Raw genomic sequence first — 20555 nt, 5'->3', positions numbered from 1 at the left:
CATGGTAGTAAATAGGTCGCAAACACCAATGATGATATGCGACTCGAGCGAAAGCGATTGGCGAAGCAATTACATATGACCCATAAAAAACAATATATATCAACATATGAAAAAAAATATAATCTCAAAATCATTATTGAGTTTAACTACGGCAGCTCTGGTTTCCTTTACGGTATCTGCTCAAAAGAACTACCAGGTTGACGTAACTAAGGTTCGAACCGATGTAAAACGCGGTCATCTCGATTTGGGTGGACGCAGTGTAAAAGGCGATACTATTGGTGTAAATAGTTTCTATCTAGAAAAAAACGGTAAGCCTTTTATTCCGGTTATCGGGGAGTTTCACTTTAGTCGTTTTCCACATCAATATTGGGATGAAGAGCTAAAAAAAATGAAAGCCGGTGGGATTACGATGGTGGCTACCTATGTTTTTTGGAACATGCATGAATTTAAAGAAGGTAAATTCGACTGGACGGGCGATTTGGATGTTCGTCATTTTACGGAACTGTGTGCCAAAAATGGACTCGATGTATTAATGCGTGTTGGTCCTTTCGATCATGGCGAAATACGCAATGGCGGATTGCCTGATTGGTTGTACGGAAGACCTATTGATGTACGAAGCAATGACCCTGCCTATCTGACTTATGTAAATCGATTGTATCAGGAAATTGGTAAACAATTAAAAGGTTTAATGTTTAAAGATGGCGGCCCTATCCTTGGAGTTCAAATTGAAAATGAATACCAACACTCGGCAGCGCCTTGGGGATTTACCTATCAGGATGCTCCGCGTGAAAATACAGTTGCACAACGTGACAAGAATATTACGCAAATAGGTGTTGGAATAAATAATGTTGGGAATGAATTTGCTGATGTTGGAAAAGATCATATGAAAACACTCAAATCATTGGCTATTAAGGCTGGATTGGTTGCACCAATATACACTGCAACTGGTTGGGGATATGCTTCCATTATAGAAAAAGGTTCTATTCCAGTAATGGCTGGTTATGCATTTCCATTTTGGGAATCGAGCATTAGGCCTTCTCCGTTTTATTTATTTAAAGACATTCGCCAAAAACCTGATTATTCTCCGGTAAGTTATGATGTGAATTTATATCCGTCGTTAGCCGCTGAACTAGGTACAGGTATGGCTGTTACTTATTCGCGCAGACCGCATGTACCTGGTGAAAGTTTCCTGCCTATGATGGTACGTACTGTGGGAAGCGGAACTAATGGACTTGGATTTTATATGTATCATGGCGGTACAACGCCTTCTGTTGGAAACTACTTTTTTGCGGAAGGATTTGGATTGCATAATAAATCCTATGATTATCAATCTCCTATCGGTGAGTTTGGAAAGATCAGCAGTGGTTTTTATTCATTAAAATTAATCAATTATTTTCTTAGTTCATTTGGTAATGATTTAGCACCACTTTATACTGTTTTGCCTGCAACGAATGATGCAATTAAAGCTGATAATGCTACGACTTTGCGTTATTCAGTAAGAACAGATGGAAATAAAGGATATGTATTTATGCATAACTATCAGGATCACTTAGTGACTTCTGATATGACGGGACTTAAAATTGATGTTACTACTAAATCTGGTGTAATCACATTTCCACAAACAGGAACTTTTACGCTTAAAGCAGGAAGTTCGGCAATTTTTCCTTTCAATACCAATTATGACGGCATCGATGTGAAGATAGCTACTGTTCAGCCATATACTCGTTTTGTTAATAATAGTAAACCTTACAACGTATTTGTTTCGATTGACGGTATTGCTCCAGAGATGGTGTTTAAGGGCAAAGTGAAAGTGAGCGGCACAGGAATCAAAACAACAATGAGAGAAGGTAATACCGTTGTGGCTTTTGCTGCTGGAAAAATTAATGATTTTCAGATAAATGGTGTTTCGTTTTTGATACTTCCATACGATCAGGCTCTAAATGCTTATGTAGTTGGAACAAAAGATGCACATCTTGTTATTAGCAAATCATTGGTTCTTGAAGAAGGACAAAACATTTCTTTGACTACTACTGATGCAACATCAATAGAATTGGGTGTTTATCCAGCTGTAAATAAAATCACAACTTCAGGCAACAGTACTGCAAAAGTTCCATCTTCTATAAAAAATATCAGTCAATGGAAATTAAACGTTTCTAAAATTGAATCAAATATTGAGCTTGTCAAAACTGACGATCGTCATTTTGTACTTAAAGCACAGAATGTTGATTGGACAAAAATGAATGATGTTTCTATCACTTTTGATTATCGTGGTGATCGCGGTGTATGTATGATGAACGGTGAACTTCAAACCGACAATCTATATACCAGCGCTCCTTGGAATATTGGTTTGAAGCGATTTGCGGAAGCATTGAAAAATAACGAAATGTATTTTTACTTTATACCAATGGCAAAAGATGCTCCTTATTTAAGTTATCTTGACAAAGAAGTTGTACCTAATTTCGGTGATAAAAAGGAATTTCTAGAAATTAAACAACCTCAGATTTCTGTTGAATATAAAGTAAATGTTGAGTTTAAATAAAACACAGAATTTGATTTAATCAAATATTAAAACTGACTTTTTTAATGTAGAAACCATCTTAAAAAGTCAGTTTTTTATTTGAAGACACATTAGTATTTATAGACTTTGATTGACATCCTAGATTAAGGAAATAGATTTTGAAAGTCGACAAACAGTTATGCAACTCGACTGTGCTCGTTGTGACAAAATAGTATTGGACTAAATTTTAGCAACGTTTGGTATAAATTTATAAATAGGATTACTAAATTTTGTGATAAAATAAAATTTATAAAAATAAAACTCCCAATAATTTCCATAAAATACAAAGTAAATGTAGTTTTGGATAAAAAGTAATTGAATAAAATAAAAAATGAAATTATCTAAACTAATATTTGTCATTGCCATCTTTATGACAATGATTTCCAAAGCACAAGTTTCGGGAAAACCAGGCACATTTATTGCTGACGACAAAAGCTTCCTGTTAAATGGAAAACCATTTATTGTGCGTGCAGGCGAAATCCATTTCCCGAGAATTCCACGCGAATACTGGGAACAACGCATTCAAATGTGCAAAGCCATGGGAATGAATACCATTTGTATTTATCTTTTTTGGAATTTTCATGAACAGCAGCCTGATAAATTTGATTTTACAGGTCAAAAAGACGTCGCAGAATTTGTGAAGCTAGTTCAAAAAAACGGAATGTATTGCATTGTCCGTCCTGGACCTTATGCCTGTGCTGAATGGGATATGGGCGGTTTGCCTTGGTGGCTTTTGAAGAAAAAGGATATTCAGGTACGTACCAAAGATAATCCTTATTTTATGGAGCGTTCCATCAAGTATTTGAAGGAAGTGGGGAAACAACTAGCACCTTACCAAATTCAAAATGGTGGAAACATTATTATGGTTCAGGTAGAAAATGAATATGGTGTTTGGGGTACTGATACTGCTTATATGGGGCAAGTTCGTGATGCCATTCGTGCGTCAGGATTTGACAAAGTACAATTGTTTCGCTGCGATTGGAGTTCTAATTTTTTCAAATATGATGTGGATGGGGTTTATACGGCATTAAATTTTGGAGCAGGTTCGAATATTGAAAAACAATTTGAAAAGTATAAAGAAGTTTATCCGAAAGCTCCGCTAATGTGTAGTGAATATTGGACTGGTTGGTTTGATTACTGGGGACGAGCACATGAAACCCGATCAATAAGTAGTTTTATCGGAAGTTTAAAAGACATGTTGGATCGCAATATTTCGTTTAGTTTGTATATGGCACATGGTGGAACTTCTTTTGGTCAGTGGGGTGGAGCCAACGCACCTCCTTTTGGTGCAATGGTATCATCATATGATTATAATGCTCCAATAAATGAGGGAGGACAACCTACAGATAAATTTTATGCTGTTCGTGATTTAATGAAAAATTATCTAAATGCAGGCGAAACTATTCCAGAACCACCTGCAAATTATCCTGTAATTTCAATTCCTAAGATTACATTTAATGAGTCTGCTCAACTATTCGAAAATCTTCCGAAAGCCAATCAATCGGAAACTATAAAACCTATGGAAGAGTTTAACCAAGGTTGGGGGCGAATTTTGTATCGCACCAAATTACCAGAGTGTACTACTTCATTTGATATAAAAATTACCGAGTTACATGATTGGGCAGCTGTTTATATCAATGGTAAATTAATTGGCAATTTGGATCGTCGCAAAGATGAAAAGACAATCAAAATACCTCCGGTAAAAAAAGGAGATATTCTGGATATTTTAGTAGATGCTTTGGGTAGAGTGAACTATGGAAAGACTATCATTGATCGAAAAGGGATAACCGAAAAAGTAGAGATGCTTACATCTGCCAGTACAAATATTCTAAAAGATTGGGAAGTTTTTAATTTTCCAGTAGACTATGAATTTCAGAAAAACTTGAAATTTAAAAAAGCGAAAGCAAGCGGTCCAGCTTGGTATAAAGCCACTTTTGATTTAAAATCTACTGGTGACACTTATATCGATATGAGCACTTGGGGTAAAGGAATGATTTGGGTTAATGGCTATAATTTGGGCCGTTATTGGAAAATTGGACCTCAACAAACCATGTATATGCCAGGATGCTGGTTGAAAAAAGGAAAAAATGAGATTATTATTCTCGATTTAGAAACTCCTAAAGACAATCAAATTGTGGGTATAACTACACCTATTTTGGATAAAATAGTCGTTGATGAATCACTTTTACACCGTAAAAAAGGAGAAACATTGGATTTATCAGCTGAAACTCCTTCTGATGAGGGAACTTTTACTAGCGGTCAAGGTTGGAAAGAAGTAATTCTTAAAAAAGAGTCTGAAGGGCGTTACTTTTGTTTTGAGGCGTTAAGTTCTCAAAATCCTAAAGATCAAAGCAGCAGTATTGCTGAATTAGAACTAATTGGTGCTGATGGTTTGTCAATTAATCGTTCTAATTGGAAAATTATTTATGCTGACAGTGAAGAGGTTTCGGTAGGGAACTATTCGGCCGAAAAAATATTCGACCAACAGGAATCTACTTTTTGGTCTACCGCTTGGACAGTTTCAAAAACACCTCATCCACATCAGGTGGTAATAGATTTAGGTAATACAATTAAAATTAAAGGATTTAAATATTTGCCACGTACGGATAAGAGTACCAATGGTAATGTATTATCTTATCGTTTTTATATTAAAGAAAATTCGTTTACCATTAAAAAATAAAGGATTTTTGGAAGGAGCAATTTTCCAGCTCCTTCCAAATTTTCTCCAAATTTGATGATAAGTTAGATGCCAAAGTTGTCGAAGATACCTCTATACTTGTAGTTAATGAATTAAATAATTGCATTTTTGTTTTGATAAAATAGCTGCCATTGTTTTTTCATTATTCCGATTAGCTTTTCATACATTACTCATACACTATCTATACTTTATCTATACCTTATCTATGCTTTGTTTCTTCCTATGGAAATAATAATCTAATTTTTTTTTAAATCCATAATTTTATTCCAAAAAAAATAATTTGGTGTGCCTGCACCTATAATTTTTACGTTAAACTCTATTTAAATTTTGATTGATATTTCTAATATTATATTTATTTAATTATATTTGATAGCTATGAGATAACTCAAATCAATGTTTATTATTATATAAGTCAAACAGTAAAGATTATAAAACAAGCAATATGAATTATAAAAATATATTACACGTTGATGATGATTCTGATGATTGCGAATTATTTATGGAAGCTTTGCAAGAGGTTTCAGGTGCATTGTATACAGCTATTTATAATCCAGTAGAAGCCCTTAGAAAATTAATAGATAAGGAGATTAAACCAGATGTAATTTTTCTGGATTTAAATATGCCTTTTATGTCCGGACTGGAATTTTTAACTGAAATAAAAAAAAACGAAATAATAAAAGAAATACCTGTTATTATTTTTTCTACGTCACAATTTAGTGACATAATTCAGGAAGCTAAAGAGTATGGTGCACATGATTTTATTTCGAAACCAAATAACTTTAATGACCTAAAAGAAATTTTAAGCAAATATGCACATACTCTTTAAGGTGCATTATTTTGTGTTCATGGTTATTGGCCACATTGAAATAAAATTATTCTGTGCATAGTCCTTTTTATACATAAAAAGTATTGCGTATTCTAAAATATTTAATTTTTTGGAATGAAATGAAATTATCTACTCAAATTCTTTTAGCATTTACTCTGATAATTTTGTTGTCAGTTGCAGATTCCTATACGAATTATACGCTGTCGAAAAAAGTACAGCTTAACTCGCAGTTTCTTGCCAGATCTGAAGAGATAATACGAACTTCTAATAAAACTCATAAAGCTATTATCGAGATGCAAAGTGCCTTTCGGGGTTTTCTGCTCACGGATGATCATACTTTTCTCCATTCCTATTTTATAGGACTTAAAAAAGTGCCTTTTTTGATAAAAGAGCAGCAAATTCGCATTAGAAATAATAATACACAACGTGCTATATTAGATTCTATCAGCACACTTCATAATAGCTGGATTCGATATTCGGAACAATTAATAAAATCAAGAAAGGAAAAACCGGACTCTTATAAAAATCTTTTTGATAGCTCACTAAAAAGATATGTAGGAAAGAAAATAAACGATGCTATTTCCGAAAAATTCTCAAGATTTGATAAAATCGAATATAGAATGAGGAAATATCATACCGAAACCTTACTCGATTCTTTACAATATGCCCGTACTTTTTCGCGTATTTTCCTCACTCTGACAATTATCGTGGGACTTTTGAGTACTATTTTTATAATGTATGTTACCAATAAAAGAATTACTTCGATGGTTCGGCTTGCTGAGGATATTTCAAAAGGGAATTTTACACGAGTAAAGGACACGAGAAATGATGAATTATCTGCTTTGGTAATTTCTCTTAATTCGATGTCTGAAAAATTAGATAAAAACATTCGGGAACTAAAAAATAGAAATGCCGAGCTCAATAAGTTTGCCTATGTGGTTTCTCATGATTTAAAAGCACCAATTAGGGGAATTCATAATGTAGTAAGATGGATCGAAGAAGATCATGAAAAGGAACTCTCGCCGGAGCTAAAAAAATATCTTACCATTATTCCACAAAAGACTATGCGAATGGAAGCTTTGATTAATGGTTTACTGGATTATGCAAGATTAAATATTCAGGCTCCTTCAGAGCATATAAATACCAATACTTTGGTTCAGGAAATTGCAGCTTCAATTGTTCCTAGAAACTTTACATTAGAAATAGGCAATCTTCCCGATTTGTTTACTGAAAGAATTAAATTAGAGCAGGTTTTTGCTAATTTAATCAGTAATTCGGTGAAATATACTCCACAAGAAGAAGCTGTAATTCAAATAACCTGCAGAAAACTGCCAGATTGTTATGAGTTTTCAGTGAAAGATAATGGAATTGGAATTGCAGTAGAATATCATCAAAAAATATTTGAAATATTTCAGACACTTCGCGAACAAAATGAACAGGAAAGTACCGGAGTAGGTTTGGCAATTGTAAAAAAAATAATCGACGATCAACAAGAAAGCATTACTGTTAAATCAACATTGGGAAAAGGTGCAGCGTTTATCTTTACCTGGAGAAATAATTAAACTATGAAAAAGCCAACAATTTTATTAGTAGAAGATGATGAACTTGACATTATAAGTGTGGAGCGTTCTTTAAAAAAAATAGAAAGTGAGTATGTTCTTTATACTGCTTATAATGGTATAGAAGCATTAAAAATACTAAGAGATAAAAATTTAGGACTAATTCCTGATGTAGTTCTCTTAGACATAAATATGCCCAGAATGAACGGAATAGAATTTTTGAAAATTATTAGAGAAGATAAAAATTTTAGTAGTTTGAAGGTTTTTATAATGACGACCTCTTCTGAAAATGACGACCGATTTGAAGCTGAACAATTAGGAATATCAGGTTATATTATAAAGCCATTAAATTATACCGATAATTCAAAGAGGACTGACTCTATGGATGCCTTTGTTCAATTTCATCTAAGGAAAATATTGCTGAATGAAAGTTTATAAAATAGTATTAAATTGCTGTAATTGAATTTTAATGAATGTATAAGATTTTTTGAATCACTTTATATAAAGAAATTGGAATATGAAAAAATCAAAAGAAAATACTACTGAAAACCCTGAAGGCATATTAGTACTTCCGGTCGTTTCTGCAGAAAAACCATTAAAAATAAAAGCTAAAAAAGTAGATTCTGAAGAATCTATTTTGACCGATGCGGAATTTTTAAAGATTTTGATTAAAGTGAAAAATGGCAATTTTAGCCAGCGTTTTCCAACGGATCAAAATGGAGTCAAAAGATCTATTTGTGATACTTTAAATGAAATCATCGATCTTAATGAACGTATGTTTTTTGAGTTTCAAAAGGTAGGAAAGAGTATTGGTAAACAGGGTAAACTTACGAATAGAGTAGCTTTGGATGGTGCAAGAGGTTCTTGGAGTTCCTGCGTTGATTCGGTAAATACACTTATTTCTGATCTTGTGCATCCAACTATCGAAATTGCTCACGTAATTACTTCGGTAGCAAAAGGAAATTTGTCACAGGAAATGCCACTTTCTATTGAAGGAAATCCATTGCAGGGAGAATTCCTTAGAATTGCAAAAGAGGTAAACGGAATGGTAAAACAGCTGAATCTGTTTTCGATGGAGGTAACCCGTGTGGCACGTGAGGTAGGAACAGAAGGAAAATTGGGTGGTCAGGCAAAAGTACGTGGTGTTGGTGGAGTTTGGAAAGATTTGACGGATTCTGTAAATAAAATGGCGAGTAACTTAACTGGTCAGGTACGAAATATTGCCGATGTAACAACGGCGGTAGCAAAAGGAGATTTATCTAAAAAAATTACCGTTGACGTAAAAGGAGAAATCCTTGAACTTAAAAATACCATCAATACGATGGTGGATCAGCTGAATTCGTTTTCATCTGAGGTAACCCGTGTGGCGAGAGAGGTAGGAACCGAAGGAAAATTGGGTGGTCAGGCGCAGGTAAAAGGAGTTGGAGGAACCTGGAAAGATTTAACCGATTCGGTAAATCAAATGGCATCCAACTTAACAGGTCAGGTGCGTAACATTGCCGATGTAACAACGGCGGTGGCAAAAGGAGATCTTTCTAAAAAAATTACTGTTGACGTAAAAGGAGAGATTTTAGAATTAAAAAACACTATCAATACGATGGTGGATCAGTTGAACTCATTTTCATCTGAGGTAACGCGTGTATCACGTGAAGTAGGTTCGGAAGGAAAACTCGGTGGTCAGGCAAGAGTACGTGGGGTTGGTGGAGTTTGGAAAGATTTGACCGATTCGGTAAATCAGATGGCATCCAACTTAACTGGTCAGGTGCGTAATATTGCCGAGGTAACAACGGCGGTAGCAAAAGGCGATTTATCTAAAAAAATTACAGTAAACGTTGCGGGAGAAATCCTGGAGCTTAAAAATACGATCAACACGATGGTGGATCAGCTGAATTCATTCGGTTCCGAGGTAACTCGTGTGGCGCGTGAAGTAGGTTCAGAAGGAAAACTGGGAGGTCAGGCAAAAGTAAAAGGGGTTGGTGGAACATGGAAAGATTTAACCGATTCGGTGAACCAGATGGCATCCAACTTAACTGGTCAGGTACGTAACATTGCCGAGGTAACAACAGCGGTAGCAAACGGAGATTTATCCAAAAAAATTACTGCTGTGGCCGAAGGGGAAATTCTGGAGCTGAAAAAAACCATTAATACGATGGTGGATCAGCTGAATTCCTTTTCATCTGAGGTTACTCGTGTGGCACTTGAGGTAGGAACAGAAGGAAAACTGGGAGGTCAGGCAAAAGTAAAAGGTGTCGGTGGAACCTGGAAAGATTTAACAGATTCCGTGAACCAAATGGCATCGAACTTAACGGGTCAGGTGCGTAACATTGCAGAGGTGACGACAGCGGTAGCAAAAGGCGATTTATCACGCCAGATTACCGTTGATACAAAAGGAGAAATTCTGGAGCTTAAAAATACGATTAATACGATGGTGGGCCAGCTGAACTCTTTTGCATCTGAGGTAACTCGTGTAGCGCGTGAGGTGGGTACCGAAGGAAAACTGGGAGGCCAGGCACAGGTAGAAGGTGTTGGTGGAACGTGGAAAGATTTAACAGACTCCGTAAACCAGATGGCATCGAATTTAACTGGTCAGGTACGTAACATTGCCGAAGTAACCACAGCAGTAGCAAAAGGAGATTTGTCGCTCCAAATTACCGTTGACGTAAAAGGAGAAATCTTAGAGCTTAAAAATACAATTAATACTATGGTGGATCAGCTTCGAGGATTTGCTTCGGAGGTAACAAGGGTATCAAGAGAGGTAGGAACCGAAGGAAAACTGGGAGGTCAGGCGAATGTGCCAGGAGTTGCGGGAACCTGGAAAGATTTAACGGATTCGGTTAACCAGATGGCAGGTAACTTAACCGCTCAGGTACGTAATATTGCCGATGTGGCGATTGCTGTAGCAAATGGGGATATGTCCCGAAAAATTACCGTTGACGTTCGTGGAGAAATTCTTCAATTGAAAGAAACGCTGAATACAATGGTGGATCAGCTTCGTGAGTTTGCATCCGAGGTAACCCGTGTGGCGCGTGAGGTAGGAACAGAAGGAAAACTAGGAGGTCAGGCGAATGTACCAGGAGTTGCCGGAACGTGGAAAGATTTGACCGATTCTGTTAACCAGATGGCGGGTAACTTAACCACTCAGGTACGTAACATTGCCGAGGTAACGATTGCCGTAGCGAATGGAGATATGTCGAAAAAAATTACTGCCGACGTTCGTGGAGAGATTCTTCAATTAAAAGAAACCGTAAATACGATGGTGGATCAGCTTAGAAGTTTTGCTTCGGAGGTAACAAGGGTATCCAGAGAGGTAGGAACCGAAGGGAAACTGGGAGGACAAGCATTCGTACCTGGAGTTGCGGGGACTTGGAAAGATTTAACAGATTCGGTTAATCAGATGGCTTCTAACTTAACAGGTCAGGTGCGTAATATTGCAGATGTAACCAAAGCGGTAGCCAATGGTGACCTTTCTAAACAAATTACCGTTGACGTAAAAGGAGAAATTCTGGATTTGAAAAATACTTTTAACACGATGGTGGAACAGTTAAACTCGTTTTCATCCGAGGTAACACGTGTGGCGCGTGAAGTTGGTACCGAAGGAAAACTGGGAGGACAATCTGAAGTAAAAGGGGTTGCGGGAACCTGGAAAGATTTAACAGATTCGGTTAACTTGATGGCTTCGAACTTAACTTCTCAGGTGCGTGGAATCGCAAAAGTGGTAACATCAGTAGCTAAAGGAAATCTAAAACAAAAATTATCAATTGATGCCAAAGGCGAGGTGGCGCAATTGACTGATACAATCAATGAAATGATTGATACACTTGCAACTTTCTCTGATCAGGTAACAACGGTTGCCCGTGAGGTGGGAGCAGAAGGAAAACTAGGAGGTCAGGCGAATGTACCGGGAGCATCAGGAACATGGAAGAATTTAACAGAAAACGTAAACCAGCTGGCGGCAAATTTGACCACGCAGGTACGTGCGATTTCTGAGGTGGCATCGGCGGTAACGCAGGGAGATTTAACCAGAACCATTGGTGTTGAAGCAAAAGGTGAAGTTGAAGCCTTAAAAGATACGATCAACCAGATGATTTCGAACCTTAAAGCAACGACTTTAAGAAATCAGGAACAAGACTGGCTGAAATCGAATTTGGCTAAGTTTACCCAAATGCTTCAAGGGCAAAAAGAACTGAATTCGGTTACCAAAAAAATCCTTTCGGAGTTGGCGACGGTTGTTACGGCTCAACATGGATTATTTTATATTTTGCAGGAAGGTGAAAATTTTGATGATTCAAAACTGAATCTGATTGCATCATACGCTTATATTAAAAGAAAAGATTCTCCAACGCAATACGCCATGGGCGAGGGATTGATTGGTCAGGTTGCGGTTGAAAAAGAGAGAATTATTTTGAGTAATGTTCCTAAAGATTACATCAAAATAAACTCCGGACTTGGAGATGCTAAACCAAAAGATGTGATCATTTTACCCGTATTATTTGAAGGACAATTAAAAGCCGTTATTGAATTAGCTTCATTGGATACTTTTAGCGAAACGCACTTGGATTTCCTTGAAGGATTAACAGAAAGTATTGGTATTGTATTGAATACGATCGAATCAAATTCAAGAACGGAAGAACTTTTGGTACAATCACAATCATTAGCAGGAGAGCTAAAAAGCCAGCAGGAAGTATTGAAAAACACCAATGAGGAACTGGAAGAAAAAGCCTTTTTATTAGCTAATCAAAAAGAAGAGGTAGAGCTTAAAAATCAGGAAGTTGAGGTTGCCAGAAAAGCTTTGGAAGAAAAAGCCGATCAGCTGACTTTGACATCCAAATATAAATCAGAGTTTTTAGCGAATATGTCGCACGAGTTAAGAACGCCATTGAATAGTTTGCAGATTTTAGCGAACGAATTAATTGCGAATCGTGACGGAAATTTATCTGAAAAACAAATTCAGTTTGCGAAAACAATTAACTCTTGTGGTGATGACCTTATTCAGCTGATTAATGATATTCTTGACTTATCTAAAATTGAATCCGGATATATTTCGGTGGATTATAACCCAATCAGTTTTGAAGAAATCAGCCGATTTGTGGCTTCTACTTTCAATCCAATTTCTGAAGCCAAACATCTTCGTTTTAATATTACGATGGATGATAATCTTCCGGAATTGATAGAAACAGATTCACAAAGGTTAAATCAAATTTTGAAAAACCTGCTTTCAAATTCTTTCAAATTTACCGAAAAAGGAGAAGTAAAACTTAAAATTTACAAAGCACATAACAACTGGAAAATTAATAATATCAGTCTTGAAAATGCAGAAGATGTCGTAGCATTTGAAATTTCAGATACTGGAATTGGAATTTCCAAAGAAAAACAAAATATCATTTTTGAAGCTTTCCAACAGGCCGAAGGTTCAACAAGTCGTAAATATGGAGGAACAGGTTTAGGACTTTCTATTAGCCGCGGACTTTCTGATTTATTGGGAGGAAGTATTGAATTGGAGAGTGAAACAAACATCGGAAGTAAATTTACTTTATTTCTTCCTTTAAAATATGTTCATATTCCTGAAATAGAAGATATTGATGTCGAAGAAGAAACCGATATTAAAGGCCGAATTAAATCATTGCCATCAGAAAAATTTAATAGATCTGATATTGATTTGTTTTTCGTTGATGAGGTAGGGGATGACAGAACTGATATTAAACCCGATGATAAAGTGCTCTTGATTGCTGAAGATAATCTGACTTTTGCCAAAATTATGCTGGAGCAGGCGCATCTCAATGGAATCAAGGCGATTGTTACCACAAAAGGAAATGATGTCATTGATTTCATCAATCAGTTTCGTCCTCACGCAATTACGATGGATTTGAATATGCCGGATACCAGCGGCTGGAAAATTCTCGACAGACTAAAAACAGATTTTAACCTGCGTCATATTCCGGTTTATATTATTTCGGGTGAAGACGAAAGAAATAAAGGGCTAAAACGCGGGGCAAGAAACTTCTTTCTGAAACCAGTAAAGAATGATTCGCTAAACTATCTGTTTAATGATATTCATGATTTTAAAAACAAAAAAGCTAAAAATCTTTTAGTTGTTGATGATAATCAGGATGAATTAGACCGAATATTAAAAGCTATTGAAGGCGATGATATTACTGTTTTTAGTGCCAAAACAGCTAAAGAAGCAGTGGAGCAGATACAACAAAAATCATTTGATTGTATTATTTTAGACTTGGTTTTGCCAGATGCAGATGGTCTTGATATAATTAGCGATTTAGAAAATAATATAGCAGGACAGGAGACGGCAATTATTATACATTCGGCTGGTGATGTCAATAAGAAACAAAGAGCAAGACTTAATAGATTTGCCCATAGTATTATTTTAAAAAGTGCGGTTTCGATGGACGAGCTAATTGATCAGACCGCTTTATTTATGCACCGTGTCCATAAAGAACTGCCTGATGCGATGAGAAGCAGTATAGAATCTTTTTATTTAAAAGAAGATATTTTGCCAGGAAAGAAAGTATTACTCGTAGATGATGATGTTCGTAATTTATTTGCCTTAACAACTGCTTTAGAACGTTATGGATTAGATGTTATCAGTGCAGAAAGTGGTCAGGAAGCGATTGATATTCTTAATGAAAAGAACAATATTGATATTGTCCTGATGGATATTATGATGCCGGAAATGGATGGTTATGAGACTATGAAACGTATTCGAAAAGATGCCAGACATAAAGATCTTACTATTATTGCCGTAACAGCAAAAGCAATGAAAGGTGACAGACAGCGTTGTATTGAATCGGGAGCTTCGGATTATATAACCAAACCTGTAAATGTAGAACAGTTATCTTCGCTAATGCGTGTGTGGCTTAAATAATAATTTTATTTTTAATGCAGATATAATGGAAGATAAGGCAGTTAAAATATTAATAGTGGATGACAAAAAAGAAAACTTACTTTCTTTGCAAGTCATTCTGGCTAATAGAGGTTATCAGTTTGTTGAAGCAACATCAGGAAAAGATGCATTGCGAATCTTACTGAAAAATCAGGATTTTGCCATTATACTGATGGATGTACAAATGCCGTTGATGGATGGTTTTGAAACAGCTGAATTAATTCGGCAAAGCGATAAACTAAAACATGTTCCTATCATTTTTCTAACTGCCAATATGAATAGTTCGGAATACATTTTTAAAGGGTATCAATCGGGTGCTGTTGATTATATGATTAAGCCGTTATCGCCCGAAATATTACAAGCCAAAGTCATGGTTTTTACCGAATTGTTTCGAAAAAATCAGGAGTTAAAAAAGAAGGAAGAAGAAACCCATGCACTTAATGAAATTATTTTAAAAACCAATAAAGAACTCGCTTCTCAATATGCCGCAATAGAAAAACATGCGGAAGAACTTAAAAAGAAAAACATGGAATTGGATGCTTTTACTTATATATCCAGTCATGATCTTCAAGAGCCTTTACGAAAAATTCAGACTTTTACGAATCGCATCCTTCATAATGAATATCCGAATTTGTCAGAAGACGGTAAACAGAAATTTGACAGAATTCTTTATGCCACTAATAGAATGCGTGAACTAATCAATAGTCTTTTGACTTTTTCCCGCGTCACTATTGTAGAGCGGAGATTTGAAAAAGTAGATCTCGATACAGTTGTTGATGACGTAAAGGAAGCATTAAAAGAAAATCTATTAGAAACAAACAGTGTTATTACAACCGAGTTTCATGATTCAGTCAAAATTATTCCTTTTCAATTTGTACAGCTGATGGAAAATCTAATTCACAACTCAATTAAATTTGCAAAAGCAGAAGTTCCATTGCATATACATATAAAAAGCAGGCTTATAGATGGTACTGAATTAGAGAGAAAAACGAATTACTATCACATTAGTTTTGCTGATAATGGAATTGGATTTGAGCCACAGTACAATGAAAAAATATTTGGAGTTTTTCAGAAATTACATGGCAGAGATATTTATGAAGGTACTGGTATTGGGCTTGCCATTGTCAAGAAAATTGTTGAAAATCATAACGGTATCATAACAGCCAATGGAGAGAGTATGCAAGGTGCGACATTTAATATATACTTGCCAGCTGAGTAAGATATTTACATAGCGTAGAGAATATTAATGAAACTGTTTTTTTAGCAAATCAGCAATAAACGATATTCTCCTTCATTTTCTATTGGTGCTCTGTGAATACATGGTGGTACTTGTTGTTTTGGATGATCCACTGCCAGACGCCAAAGATGTCCTAATCCTAAATTAATAGGCACTATATGGGGTTGTGCCTCATAATGCAGATCAAAATAATTTTCTTTCAAAAAGTTTTCAAATTCCTCCGATGGTCCGTTATGTAACGTTGCCAGCTTTTTTCGAATTTCAGGGATTAGAATTTTTTGTACCGCTTGTTCATTAGAAATAATATCACTTGCAGCTCCGTGATAGGTGCATAGAAAAGTATCCGTTGCAATTGGTGAACGATCTACATGATACGAATACACATCAGTGGATATGAAATCAAATTCATCATCCCGTTCATAGCATTTAAGTAAATTAAGAGAAGGGGATGCTCCAAAATCGGTTAATAATTGTAAATCATTTAAAATGATTTCTCTTGCTATAATTCCCTTTTCAGATAGTTGGAGTGCCAATAGATCTTCAGGATAAACTTCTGTTATATTTTCTTTTATCTGCAGTTGACTTACAATGTCTTCAAAATCACCTTCCAAATTTCTGTACCAACATAGCGCATTCATTTCTCCGTTAAAATCAGTATTTACAAGTTCAGAAAAAGTGGATGCTATTCCTATTTGTCTGTTGTTAGAAAATGTATTGCTCATAGTATGATATCAAGAAGCTGGTTACTTAACGCATTACAAAATTATGCAATTCCGAGTGTACTTTTGCAACTAAAAAATTGGAATGAAGAGAAAAGAAGCAGGAGGAAGGGGAACCGCTTTACAAACGCTTCATTTAGTATGTGGGATTGAGAAAAAATTAGCCACAGATTGTACGGATTGAACAGATTGTCACGGATTTAATTATAATGGTATTGTTGGTTTAAAAAAAGTAAATCTTTGTCACCCATTTTTAATACTTGATTATATTATAGTATTAGGACATCAATAATGAGTATGAGATCGATATATGTATGAAGAGGCTAGTTTACTGTATGAAATATCAATAATAGCTGTTCAACTAATTTGACGAATGTCTACCAAAAACTCTTTTTAATTTTAATTCATTTATATAACCGAAACCTTATAACTCATTATGAAATTTAGAAAAACCTTTTCCAGTTTAGCTCTTATGATTTTTCCATTAGTGATTTTGGCGCAGGCCAAAGTGACTGTTTCCATCCAAAACAATTCGTCTTTGGAACGAAAAGCAGCCGTAGTGGCCATATCTTGGAAAACGATTACATCTCATTATCCTCAAATTGATACTACCAATTTTGTTGTCATTAACTCAATTACCAAAAAGCAAATTCCTTTTCAGTTGGAACACCAAGGACTGCCTGAAATTCAAAATTTATTGATACAGCTTGATTTTAAAGCAAAAACTACACTTCCTGTTTTTATACAAAAAGGAAAACCAGAAACTTTTATTGCTAAAACTTATGCTCGTTATGTCCCGGAGCGTAAAGATGATTTTGCTTGGGAAAATGACAAGATAGCCTTTCGTGCCTACGGAAAAGCATTAGAACACACCGAGTATGATGCCTATGGTTTAGATGTTTGGGTAAAACGAACCGATAGGCTCATAATCAACGAAAGATATAAGCGAAACGAATACCATATCGACCATGGTGACGGAATGGATTATTATCATGTTGGATTTTCATTGGGAGCGGGGAATATGGCACCTTATGTAAAAGACTCCATTTATTATTCGGCAAATTACCGTCAATGGAAAGTATTGGACAATGGACCTTTGCGCTCTACTTTTCAATTAACATTTGATACTTGGAATGCTGGCGGAATAAAAGTTAAAGCCACAAAAACTATTTCTCTAGATGCGGGTTCTCAACTCAACAGAATAGAAAATCTTTATTCTTTTGACGGTGATAAACCACTACCTGTAGTAGTAGGTATAATCAAAAGACCTGAAAATGGTGTTATATCATTAAATGAACAACAGGGACTTATGGGGTATTGGGAGCCTGTTCATGGCCAAGATGGTACAACTGGTGTTGGTGCTTTATTAACCTCACCTGTGACGAATATGATGGTGACCAACAAACAAATTTTGGCAAGAACTGAAGTTAAAAACAATGTTCCTGTCATTTACTACAGTGGAGCTGCTTGGGATAAGGCTGGAGAAATTACCGATGCCAAAAAATGGCAGAACTACTTGAATAATTTTTATCAGCAAATAAAAGAACCTTTACTTGTAAGTGTAAAATAATCCTAATCTTTTAAAATTATTAAAATTTCGGATATGCTAAGATTCAAATGTTTGTAAAAGAATTAAATTAAAGCATATAAACTGATTTAAAAGCCCATTTCGTAAGAAGTGGGCTTTTGGGCTTATACTCTCACATACAAATTCCCGTTGATGTAGTACTTACTTTTCAAAATGAATCAGAAATGATTATTATTGAAAAGCTTTTTTTTTGTAACAACGTTGTGAATTTATGTGTTTTTTATCTTAAATATCTAGTGTTTTTAAAATTTTATAGATACCTTTAAGGTACAATTAAGGTATATTGATTCTAAATTATTTAATTTTTATGTTAATGCTTCGCTATGACTTTTAATGGTAAATTTAAAGGAATGTAAAATTTACTAAGTGGTAAAGTGACTAATTCCAGAATATTGGAGACTTGAATACTGTCTATTGAATTTGCAATATTGATTCATTTTATAAAGTTTCTACTATTTCCTTGGCTTTTACAAATTGCAGATTATCGTAATGTGAAATTTTTGTTATATTTAATTGATAAATCATAATATTTTATAAAGAATGAATTATATCTTATAAAATAATATATTTGGCTCGAAATTTGGCAAAAAGAAATACCACAGATAAATACTATTAATCCTAAGCGGTTTTATGAAATTAAACGATATACAAATTCTTGAAAGACTTAAAGAAGATGATCCTATTGCATACAATCAATTGTTTGATAAGTATTATATGCCTTTGTGTACTTATAGTTTTAAATATTGTGATTCGTTTCAGTTAGCCGAAGATATTGTACAGGATTTATTTATAAAGCTTTGGGATGAAAAGTTATATACGAAAATCGACAATGCTATAGGACCTTATTTGTTCAAATCTGTAAAAAATAATACTTTACAGGCTATCAAAAAGGAATCTAAGTATCAATTTAAAGATATCGAAAATGTTGTCAATAAATTAATGGAGGAGGAACAATTAGATTTTGCTACTTTGGAAGAAGAAAAAAAGAAGCTTTTTGAACAAGTAGAAGCTTTACCTGAAAAAAGCAAGGAAGTTTTTAAAGCTATTGTATTGGATAATATGAAATATAAAGACGTGGCTGAACAGCTTGATATTTCAGTAAATACGGTGAAAACTCATTATGCAAGAGCCTTAAAACAACTTCGCGGTAAACTTGATGTAATTGTAATATTAATGTTAGTTTAAAAAAAAGTAAATTTTTTGTCACCCATTTTTGATCTTTGATTATATATATAATATAACACATCAATAATGAGTAAAATTAGCGCCCATATTTTAAAACTTATTTCGTTATACACGACGAAAGAAATAAGTGAAACCGAATTTAACGATTTGCAAAAATGGTTAGATGAGGCACCTGCAAACAAAGTTCTGTTTAAGGATATATTGTTACTGTATAAAAAATCCAGACAAATAGCATTTGCTGATCATATCGATAAAGATAAAGCATGGACTAAAATTGTCTCTAGACTAGAAAACCCTTTAGTGCAAGTTGTTAAAGAAGAGCCTAAGGTGATTTCTATTAGAAATCGTTGGTTCAAATATGCAGCTGCAGCCGTTGTGGTTGGAATATTAGCCACTACCTACGTTTTTAGAAATAATTTATCTACTACTACACCTATAGAGGTTACTCCAGCAATTGTTACTACTGCTATTGAACCTGGAACGGATAAAGCAACATTAACCCTTGAAGACGGTTCTGTAGTGGTATTAAAAAGTGGCAATAGTTTCCATACACATAATGCGACCAGCAACGGAAAGAATATTGTTTATAAAGGTGCACAACAAGAGCAAACAAAAATTGCCTACAATTACCTAACTATACCGAGAGGAGGACAATTCTCAATTAAATTATCGGATGGAACACAAGTATGGTTAAATTCGGAATCTCAATTAAAATTTCCTGTAGCTTTTGTTGAAGGTGAACTTCGTCAAGTGGAGCTAGTGTATGGTGAAGCCTATTTCGATGTTTCTCCTAGTACAGCACATAAAGGTGCTAAGTTCCAGGTTTTGAATAAATCTCAAGAAGTAGAGGTGGTAGGTACGGAGTTTAACATTAAAGCCTACAAAGATGAAACTAATGTTTATACAACCTTGGTTGAAGGTAAAGTGGATGTAACTGCCGAAAACAGCAAACAGAGATTAATACCGAACCAACAGTCAAATCTAAACCTGAAATCTAAAACATTAGTGGTTAACACTGTTGATGTCTATAATGAAATATCCTGGAAGGAAGGGGTTTTTAGTTTCAAAAGAAAATCTTTGGAAGACATAATGAAGGTACTATCCAGATGGTATGATTTGGATGTAGAATTTGCAAATCCTGAACTTAAAAAATCCGGATTCAATGGTACTATAGGAAAAGACCAAAAGATAGAAGAAGTTTTAGAAACTATTAAAGGTTTTGGAATTATTAAAGATTATAAAATTACAGGTAAAACTGTGATTCTGAAATAAAATAAAATTATTTAAAAGA

General features: G+C 34.9%; 11 protein-coding genes. 10 read left to right on the top strand and 1 reads right to left on the bottom strand.

What is annotated here, in order from left to right; translation table 11 throughout:
- The first annotated feature begins 106 nt into the window (after positions 1-106).
- The 7 genes from ACUN3A_RS01470 (at position 107) to ACUN3A_RS01440 (ending at position 15754) form a co-directional block, all read left to right on the top strand.
- Positions 107-2539: a beta-galactosidase gene (locus tag ACUN3A_RS01470; RefSeq protein ID WP_445549578.1), complete on the top strand. Its 2433-nt coding sequence runs from the start codon at positions 107-109 to the stop codon at positions 2537-2539.
- Positions 2540-2888: 349 nt separating this feature from the next.
- On the top strand, positions 2889-5237 hold the full coding sequence (locus ACUN3A_RS01465) for a beta-galactosidase (protein WP_445549577.1): 2349 nt from the start codon (positions 2889-2891) through the stop codon (positions 5235-5237).
- Positions 5238-5697: 460 nt separating this feature from the next.
- Complete coding sequence (locus tag ACUN3A_RS01460) at positions 5698-6081, top strand: response regulator (RefSeq protein ID WP_445549576.1); 384 nt, start codon at positions 5698-5700, stop codon at positions 6079-6081.
- Positions 6082-6200: 119 nt separating this feature from the next.
- Positions 6201-7643, top strand: a complete 1443-nt coding sequence (locus ACUN3A_RS01455; RefSeq protein ID WP_445549575.1) for an ATP-binding protein — start codon at positions 6201-6203, stop codon at positions 7641-7643.
- Positions 7644-7646: 3 nt separating this feature from the next.
- Entirely contained in the window at positions 7647-8078 is a 432-nt protein-coding gene (locus tag ACUN3A_RS01450) for a response regulator (protein WP_445549574.1), read from the top strand.
- A 79-nt stretch (positions 8079-8157) separates the two neighbouring features.
- Positions 8158-14517, top strand: coding sequence for a HAMP domain-containing protein (locus ACUN3A_RS01445; protein WP_445549573.1), 6360 nt, complete (start codon positions 8158-8160; stop codon positions 14515-14517).
- 25 nt (positions 14518-14542) lie between these two features.
- On the top strand, positions 14543-15754 hold the full coding sequence (locus ACUN3A_RS01440; protein WP_445549572.1) for a sensor histidine kinase: 1212 nt from the start codon (positions 14543-14545) through the stop codon (positions 15752-15754).
- A 41-nt stretch (positions 15755-15795) separates the two neighbouring features.
- Here the strand turns inward: ACUN3A_RS01440 and ACUN3A_RS01435 are convergent, their stop codons facing one another.
- Positions 15796-16494, bottom strand: coding sequence for a DUF1826 domain-containing protein (locus ACUN3A_RS01435; protein ID WP_445549571.1), 699 nt, complete (start codon positions 16492-16494; stop codon positions 15796-15798).
- Positions 16495-16927: 433 nt separating this feature from the next.
- On the opposite strand from ACUN3A_RS01435, the gene ACUN3A_RS01430 reads away from it, so the two are divergent.
- From ACUN3A_RS01430 to ACUN3A_RS01420, 3 genes are all read left to right on the top strand, one after another.
- The gene (locus ACUN3A_RS01430; RefSeq protein ID WP_445549570.1) at positions 16928-18061 is read left to right on the top strand and encodes a DUF4861 family protein; all 1134 of its coding nucleotides are present in this window, start codon (positions 16928-16930) and stop codon (positions 18059-18061) included.
- 648 nt (positions 18062-18709) lie between these two features.
- Positions 18710-19264, top strand: a complete 555-nt coding sequence (locus ACUN3A_RS01425) for an RNA polymerase sigma factor (protein WP_445549569.1) — start codon at positions 18710-18712, stop codon at positions 19262-19264.
- 66 nt (positions 19265-19330) lie between these two features.
- The gene (locus ACUN3A_RS01420; protein ID WP_445549568.1) at positions 19331-20536 is read left to right on the top strand and encodes a FecR family protein; all 1206 of its coding nucleotides are present in this window, start codon (positions 19331-19333) and stop codon (positions 20534-20536) included.
- Positions 20537-20555: the final 19 nt, after the last annotated feature.

It is taken from the genome of Flavobacterium sp. WC2509 (assembly GCF_052683105.1).
Note: the sequence above shows the minus strand (reverse complement) of the source record. Positions and strands in the feature narration are given on the sequence as shown.